At 71.8% G+C, this 6,991-nt stretch carries 8 protein-coding genes; 4 read left to right on the top strand and 4 right to left on the bottom strand.

Annotated features, from left to right (window positions below):
• The 3 genes from AB0J52_RS21510 to AB0J52_RS21500 form a co-directional block, all read left to right on the top strand.
• Nucleotides 1-762: LysR family substrate-binding domain-containing protein (locus AB0J52_RS21510; RefSeq protein WP_500183517.1), on the top strand; the 762-nt coding region annotated here is incomplete at its 5' end.
• Nucleotides 763-1,037: 275 nt separating this feature from the next.
• Nucleotides 1,038-1,514: an RrF2 family transcriptional regulator gene (locus tag AB0J52_RS21505; RefSeq protein WP_500183514.1), complete on the top strand. Its 477-nt coding sequence runs from the start codon at nucleotides 1,038-1,040 to the stop codon at nucleotides 1,512-1,514.
• A gap of 73 nt (nucleotides 1,515-1,587) precedes the next feature.
• Nucleotides 1,588-2,046: a carboxymuconolactone decarboxylase family protein gene (locus AB0J52_RS21500; RefSeq protein ID WP_500183512.1), complete on the top strand. Its 459-nt coding sequence runs from the start codon at nucleotides 1,588-1,590 to the stop codon at nucleotides 2,044-2,046.
• A gap of 227 nt (nucleotides 2,047-2,273) precedes the next feature.
• Here AB0J52_RS21500 and AB0J52_RS21495 read toward each other — a convergent pair whose 3' ends face one another.
• Together AB0J52_RS21495 and AB0J52_RS21490 are read right to left on the bottom strand one after the other, a co-directional pair.
• Nucleotides 2,274-3,035, bottom strand: a complete 762-nt coding sequence (locus AB0J52_RS21495) for an MgtC/SapB family protein (protein WP_500183510.1) — start codon at nucleotides 3,033-3,035, stop codon at nucleotides 2,274-2,276.
• A 143-nt stretch (nucleotides 3,036-3,178) separates the two neighbouring features.
• Nucleotides 3,179-3,370, bottom strand: coding sequence for a hypothetical protein (locus tag AB0J52_RS21490; RefSeq protein WP_500183508.1), 192 nt, complete (start codon nucleotides 3,368-3,370; stop codon nucleotides 3,179-3,181).
• A 125-nt stretch (nucleotides 3,371-3,495) separates the two neighbouring features.
• Here AB0J52_RS21490 and AB0J52_RS21485 point away from each other — a divergent pair, with 125 nt between their 5' ends.
• Nucleotides 3,496-5,577 carry a catalase gene (locus AB0J52_RS21485; RefSeq protein ID WP_500183506.1) on the top strand — a complete coding sequence of 694 codons (2,082 nt, stop codon included), beginning with the start codon at nucleotides 3,496-3,498 and terminating at the stop codon, nucleotides 5,575-5,577.
• Between the two features lie 73 nt (nucleotides 5,578-5,650).
• On the opposite strand, the gene AB0J52_RS21480 is transcribed toward AB0J52_RS21485, so the two are convergent.
• Both AB0J52_RS21480 and AB0J52_RS21475 read right to left on the bottom strand, forming a co-directional pair.
• Nucleotides 5,651-6,508, bottom strand: coding sequence for a polysaccharide deacetylase family protein (locus AB0J52_RS21480; protein WP_500183505.1), 858 nt, complete (start codon nucleotides 6,506-6,508; stop codon nucleotides 5,651-5,653).
• Nucleotides 6,509-6,608: 100 nt separating this feature from the next.
• On the bottom strand, nucleotides 6,609-6,991 hold a 383-nt coding region (locus AB0J52_RS21475; protein WP_500183504.1), incomplete at its 5' end, for a nitronate monooxygenase.

Here is a 6,991-nt window from a genome sequence, read left to right as displayed (position 1 = left end):
CTGCGCCGGGCCCGCGTGATCCTCGCGGAGTCGGCCGCGGCGCTGGAGGACGTCCGGCTCGCCGCGCGCGGGCTGGCCGGACGGCTGACCGTCGCGTTCGGGCCGTCCGGGATCAACGGCCCGCTCGGCGGCGCGCTCGGCCGGCTGCACCGGGAGCTGCCGAACGTGGACCTGCGGCTGGAGGAGAGCTTCAGCGACGCCGACATGTCCGGCGGCGTGCTGGACGGCCGGGAAGTCCTGGCCGTCCAGCGGCTGCCCGGCCGGGACGCGCGGCTCGCGGCGCGGGTGTGGTGGCGGGAGCCGATGTCGCTGTTCGTCCCGGAGAACCACGCGCTGGCGGCCGGAACGGGACCGCTGCCGCTGGCCGCGCTCGGCCGGATCCCGCTGGTGCTGTGGCCGCGCGAGGTGTCGGCGCGCTCGCACGACGAGATCACGGCGCTGTGCGACCGGGCCGGGGTGGTGCCCCGGATCGCGGCGGAGGGACGGACCGTCCCCACGCTCCTCGCGCTGGTCGCCGCCGGGTTCGGCGGCGCGGTGCTGGCCGACTCGATGCGCTCGCTGCGCCGGGTCGGGGTGGCCGCGCGCCCGCTCGCCGGGACGTCCACGGCCCTGCACCTGGTGTGGCGGGCGGACGATCCGAACCCGCTGGTCGAGCGGGCCCGCACCGCGCTCGCCGGACTCGCCGGACCCGGCGGGCCGGGCGCGCCGGGCGGGGGCACCCGGCCGACCGCCGGCGGGGGTACGGCGGCCGACCGGGAGTGAGGGCGGCCCCCTCGGTCATGGCGGTACCGAGGGGACCGCACCGTCGCGGTCGGCTCCGGACGCGACGCGCCCTTGGCGGGGTGGAGCACACCCGACGGCGGGGTGGGAGCCCCGGTCTCTCTGAAGCCTGAAGGTCCCCCGCGAGCAGGACAATGGCTACGGAACGGGCGTAGGGCAATCCCTATGCCCGCCAGGTCGTCCTCCACCCGGTCTCGGCCGTCGTCCCAGTGCCGTTGCGGACGCGAACCTGGATATGTAAGGTCCCGAATGTGCGGATGAACGAGGGTGTCGAGTGGGCGGTGCACATCTGCCTCCTGCTCGACTGGACGGGGACGGACGAGGCCGTTTCGACCACGCGCCTCGCGGCGGGCTACGACCTGCCGCCCCCGTACCTCAACAAGCAGCTCCAGGCGCTCGTCCGCGCGGGGATCCTCACCTCCACCCCGGGCGCGCGCGGCGGCTTCCGTCTCGTCCGGCCGCTGGAGAAGATCACCCTGATGGACGTGGTGGCCGCGATCGAGGGCCCGGACGAGGCGTTCCAGTGCACCGAGATCCGCCGCCAGGGCATGGGCGCGGGCCAGCCGGCGAGCGCCTTCGACGTGCCCTGCACCGTCCGGACGGCCATGCGCCACGCCGAGTTCGCGTGGCGGCGGGCGCTGGCCGAGCAGACCCTCGCCGACATCCGGGCCAGAACCGAGCGCGTCCAGCCGAACCTCGGCGAGCGCGTTCGCAACTGGTACGAGCTCAACTGATCTCCGACCGTTCCCCCGACCGCTCTCCGCACGCCCCGAATCTGGATATCGAACATCTAGGAAAGGAACCCCCATGCAGCAGCGCCTCACCGACCTCGGGACCACCGCCGCCGACGCCTACAAGGCGATGCTCGCCCTGGAGGGCGCGATCGGCCGCAGCGGCGTCCCGGCCGTCACCCTCGACCTGCTCCGGCTGCGCGTCAGCCAGATCAACGGCTGCTCGTTCTGCGTCGACATGCACGCCGCCGACCTGAAGAAGCTGGGCCAGAGCGACCGGCGCATCTGGTCGGTGGCGGCCTGGCGCGAGGCCACCTGCTTCACCGACGAGGAGCGCGCCGCGCTCAACCTCGCCGAGTACGCCACCCGCATCGCCGACTCGCCCGACGCCGTCCCGGACGCCGTCTGGGACGAGGCCGCCGACCACTACAGCGAGGACGACCTCGGCCACCTCGTCATGGCGATCGCGGCCATCAACGCCTGGAACCGCATCAACGTCACCATCCGCAACACCTCGACCTACGACGCGCACTGATCCCAGTTTCACCAACAGTGACCGCCTCTTTACCGCACGACGGGGCCGGTTTATGGTGAACGCGAAGGGTCCGGAAGCATGGCACCTCTCGTCGGCCGGTCCGCGACGAGGCGTCATGCACGGGCCTTTCGCCATTCCCGGCTCTCCGCACCGCGCCGTGTTCGGAACAACGCCCCTCGGGCCGTCCCGCACTCACCCCGGCGGAGGATCGGTCGCGGCCGTCGGGATCAGTCGCGGTCGTCGTGCTGGCCGCCGGCGGAGACCGAGAGGACGTCCGCCAGCTCCGACAGGGCCGCGGTGAGGTCGTGGATGTCCCCCGAGCCGTCCAGCATCAGGGTGACGGCCGCGGTGCGGTGGTGCTCGGGCTCGTCCCGGCCGTGCCGTTCGTCCCGTCCGACCTCGGCCTCGTCGTCGTCGAGGTACTCGCGGTCCACGGCGGCCTCCTCGACGGCGAAGCCGCGTCCGGTGCACTCCATCAGGACGCGCCGCAGGACCCCGCGTCCGTCCCGGTAGACCAGGCGCACCCGGACGCGTCCGGGATGCCTGGCGAAGCGCTGCAGCGGCAGCCACCGGACGACCGCGTTCAGCCCGAGGACCACCACGTAGTGCCCGGCGGTGACGGCGACCGCGAGCAGCCACAGGCCGCCGCCCGCCGCCATGCCCACGGCGGCGGTCACCCACACCACGGCGGCGGTGGTCAGCCCGCGCACCGCGTCCCGCCGGACGAAGATCAGCCCGCCGCCGATGAAGCCGATGCCGGACACGATCTGCGCCGCCACCCGGGACGGGTCGAGCGACACGTTCGCGCCCGGTGTGTCCTGGAAGCCGTACTTGCTGACCAGCATGAACAGCGCCGCGCCGACCCCGACCAGGGTGTGCGTGCGCAGGCCCGCGCTCTTGTTGCGCAGCCCCCGTTCCAGTCCGATCGCCGCCGACAGCACCAGCGCCAGCAGCAACTCGCCGAGCTGAACCCACCCTTGCCCCTGCATTCAGCCCCTCTCGCCATGGGTCCCATTTCCCTCTTCGGCACACAAAAAACGCGGGCCCGCAGGAAGCGGGCCCGCGCCGGCATGCCCGGCAGGGCGGGTTCACGGTGCAGAGGGTGCGGTGCGGCGCCCGCCCCGCCGGGAGCTCACCCGGGATGCGGCGGCTGCTGGTCCGGCGGCACGCCGCCGCCCTTCCCGCCGCCCTTGCTCCCCCGGTCGGTGCCGTGGGCGTGGCCGGGCGACCGGCTCTTCTTCGGATCGGTCGCCTCGGGCGCGGGCTGCTCGGTCACGGCCGTCCGCTCGGAGCGGCGGACTTGGGGACTCTGTGGGTTCGGCATGACCAATCTCCTCCCCGATATCGGATCTCCAGGTCCCCTACCCGGACTCTGCTGAGCCATTCAGGAGGGTTAGTCCAGCTCAAGTGGGGAGGTGGGGAAGAGAGAGGCTCACGAAGGAGGCGGAGATGCCCAACGACAGGCAGTCGCGGCGGGGCGCCGACAAGCACCGGGACCTGGACGCGGTGCGGGTCGCCCCGGACGACGCGAAGCTCACCACCGACCAGGGAATCGAGGTGGACGACACCGACAACTCCCTGACGGTGGGCGAACGCGGCCCGACGCTGCTGGAGGACTTCCACTTCCGGGAGAAGATCACCCACTTCGACCACGAGCGCATCCCGGAGCGGGTGGTGCACGCGCGCGGTTCGGGCGCGTACGGGCGGTTCCGCCCCTATGACGGCTGGCTGGCGGAGCACACCGTGGCGCGCTTCCTGTGCGACCCGGGTGTGGAGACCGACGTGTTCGTCCGGTTCTCGACGGTGGCGGGGTCGCGGGGGTCGGCGGACACCGTCCGGGACGTCCGGGGGTTCGCGACCAAGTTCTACACCGAGCAGGGCAACTTCGACCTGGTCGGCAACAACATGCCGGTCTTCTTCATCCAGGACGGCATCAAGTTCCCCGACTTCGTGCACGCGGTGAAGCCCGAGCCGCACAACGAGATCCCGCAGGCGCAGTCGGCGCACGACACGCTGTGGGACTTCGTCCAGCTCCAGCCCGAGACGATGCACATGATGATGTGGCTGATGTCGGACCGGGCGATCCCGCGCAGCTACGCGATGATGGAGGGGTTCGGCGTCCACACGTTCCGGCTGGTCAACGCGGCCGGACGCAGCACGTTCGTGAAGTTCCACTGGAAGCCGGTGCTCGGCGTCCACTCGCTGGACTGGGACGAGACGCAGAAGATCGCGGGCAAGGACCCCGACTTCAACCGGCGCGACCTGTGGGACAACATCGATGCCGGCAACTTCCCCGAGTACGAGCTGGGCGTCCAGCTGGTGCCCGAGGACGAGGCCGACCGGTTCGACTTCGACCTGCTCGACCCGACCAAGATCATTCCGGAGGAGGAGGTCCCGGTCCGTCCGGTGGGCCGCATGGTGCTCGACCGGAACCCGGAGAACTTCTTCGCCGAGACCGAGCAGGTCGCCTTCCACATCGGCAACGTCGTGCCGGGCATCGACTTCAGCGACGACCCGCTGCTCCAGGCCCGGCTGTTCTCCTATCTCGACACCCAGCTGATCCGGCTCGGCGGGCCGAACTTCCCGCAGCTTCCGGTGAACCGGCCGGTCGCGCCCGTCCGCAACCACCACCGCGACGGGTACCACCAGACCGAGATCCACCAGGGCCGCGCCGCCTACCACAAGAACACGCTGTCGGGCGGCTGCCCGGCGATCGCGACCGAGGGCGCGTTCACGCACTTCCCCGAGCGGGTCGAGGGCCGCAAGATCCGCAAGCGGGCGGAGAGCTTCGCCGACCACTACGGCCAGGCGACGCTGTTCTGGAACAGCATGTCCGACTGGGAGAAGGGGCACATCGTCTCGGCGTTCCAGTTCGAGCTGGGCAAGGTCGAGCACAAGGAGATCCGCAAGGGCGTCGTCGAGCACCTCAACCACGTGGACCACGACCTGGCCGTCCAGGTCGCCAAGGGCGTCGGCGTCCAGGCGCCCGAGTCCGCCGCCACGCCCAACCACGGCCGCTCCTCGCCCGCGCTGAGCCAGGCGAACACGAAGTTCGGCTCGGTGAAGGGACGCAAGATCGCGGTCCTCGCCGCCGAGGGCGTGGACTCCAGCGTGATCGCGGCCCTCGGCGAGGCGCTGACCGGCGAGGACGCGATCGTGGAGATCCTCGCGGCCCACGACGGCGTGCTGCAGTCCGCCAACGGCGGCCGCATCGAGGTGACCCGGCGGCTCGCGACGGTCGCGTCCGTCGTGTACGACGCGGTCGTCGTGCCGGGCGGCCCCGAGAGCGTGCGGGCCCTCAGCATGGACGGCGACGCGGTGCACTTCGTCGCCGAGGCGTTCAAGCACTGCAAGGCCGTCGCCGCGCACGCCGAGGGCCGCGCGGTGCTGGAGCGCGCCGGGATCTCGTTCGACCGCGACGACCCGGCGCTGGTCGTCACCGACGACGCGGCCGGGCTGGTCTCGGGCGTGCGCGAGGCCGTCGGCTCGCACCGCAACTGGAAGCGCGAGACCGACCACATCCCCGCCTGACCACCGGCCGGGAACGAGGGCTGCGTCCGGCCGGCGGCCAGGCGCCGGGCCGGCGTCAGGCGCCGGGTCGGCGTCAGGCGGGCGGCCGGACGTAGTCCTCCAGGCGGGCGACGGCGAAGCCCTGCTTGTGGATCTTCTTGAGCATGGCCGCGAACATCTCGGTCATGGTCGAGCCCTTGAGCTCCTTCGGCCCGCGGAAGTGGGCGAGGATGATGTCGCCCGGGTGCAGCCTCTTCGCCGGGTCGTCGTACTGCATGTCGTGGATCTGCATCGACTCGTGCCACAGCGCGATGCCGTGGATGCCGCAGGCCGCCGCCGCCTCCTGGGTGGCGAGGTTGTACGCGCCGTAGGGCGGCCGGAACAGGAACGGCCTGGTGGCGTACTGCCGCACCAGGATCGACTGGTCGCCGCAGATCTGCCGCTTCTGGCCGTCCGGTCCGAGACCGCGCATGACCGGATGGTTCAGCGTGTGGTTCTGGACGTGGTTGCCGAGCGCCTGCAGCGGCTTGAAGTAGGCGTAGTTCGTGCGGATCGCGTCGTCCATGAGGAACATCGAGAACGGGACGCGCAGCTCGCGCGCCATCTCGACGAACTTCGGATCCTTCTCCGCGCCGTCGTCGATGGTGACGAAGACGATTTTCTCCTTGGTCGGGACGGCGCTGAAGACCTTCGCCGGGCCCTTCTTCGAGAGTTTGATCGGCTTGTCGGCCGGCGGCGGGGGCGCCTGCCGCAGCGGTTTGAGCCCCCACTTCGCCCACGTGGCCGGATCGACCTTCGTCCCGTCCGCGCCCTTGGGCTGGTCCGGGCCGTGCGCCGGCCCGTCCTTCCCGGACGCCCCGGCCACCTTGCAGCCGCCCAATCCCGCCAGTAGTACCGCGCAGCCCAAGCCCGCGGCGAGCCGCCCGAAGGCAGCGGAAACACCGGTCCCCACCCGGCAACCTCCCCGTCAAAAGTCCCCGATGGCCACAACCTAGCGGCGCTTCACAGGGTTTGTCCCCATCCGGGGTGGCCTGTCGGCCCGGGGTGTTCCGTCAGCGCGGGGTGAGGCGGTCCAGAACCTCGGCGGCGGGGCTCTCGGTGGCGTTGCGCCACGCCGTCCCGGCCCACAGGTTGACGGTGTCGGCGTCACCGCGGTCGGCGGCGGCCTTGCGCAGCGGCGAGGTGACGTAGTGGACGTCCGGGTAGGCGGCCGGTGCCGCGTCCGAGTGCTCGGCCAGGAACCGGTTCACCAGGCCGCGCGCGGGACGTCCGCTGAACGCCCTGGTCACGGCCGTCTCGGTGAAGCGCGGATCGGCGAGCGCGGCCTTCGCGACAGGCGTCGCGCCGCTCTCCGGGCAACGCAGGAACAGGGTTCCGACCTGGGCCGACCGGTACCTGATGGCCGAGGAGATGCTGTCCGCGCGGGGCCTGCGCT

Origin of the sequence: Spirillospora sp. NPDC049652 (assembly GCF_040675125.1) — a bacterium.
Classification (GTDB): Bacteria; Actinomycetota; Actinomycetes; order Streptosporangiales; family Streptosporangiaceae; genus Spirillospora.
Note: the sequence above shows the minus strand (reverse complement) of the source record. Positions and strands in the feature narration are given on the sequence as shown.

What these genes read in the sequence shown, in the direction of transcription:
- AB0J52_RS21505 (WP_500183514.1), top strand. Translation starts at nt 1,038, where the DNA reads ATGAACGAGGGTGTCGAGTGGGCGGTGCACATCTGCCTCCTGCTCGAC.
- AB0J52_RS21495 (WP_500183510.1), bottom strand. Translation starts at nt 3,035, where the DNA reads ATGCAGGGGCAAGGGTGGGTTCAGCTCGGCGAGTTGCTGCTGGCGCTG.
- AB0J52_RS21490 (WP_500183508.1), bottom strand. Translation starts at nt 3,370, where the DNA reads ATGCCGAACCCACAGAGTCCCCAAGTCCGCCGCTCCGAGCGGACGGCC.
- AB0J52_RS21500 (WP_500183512.1), top strand. Translation starts at nt 1,588, where the DNA reads ATGCAGCAGCGCCTCACCGACCTCGGGACCACCGCCGCCGACGCCTAC.
- AB0J52_RS21485 (WP_500183506.1), top strand. Translation starts at nt 3,496, where the DNA reads ATGCCCAACGACAGGCAGTCGCGGCGGGGCGCCGACAAGCACCGGGAC.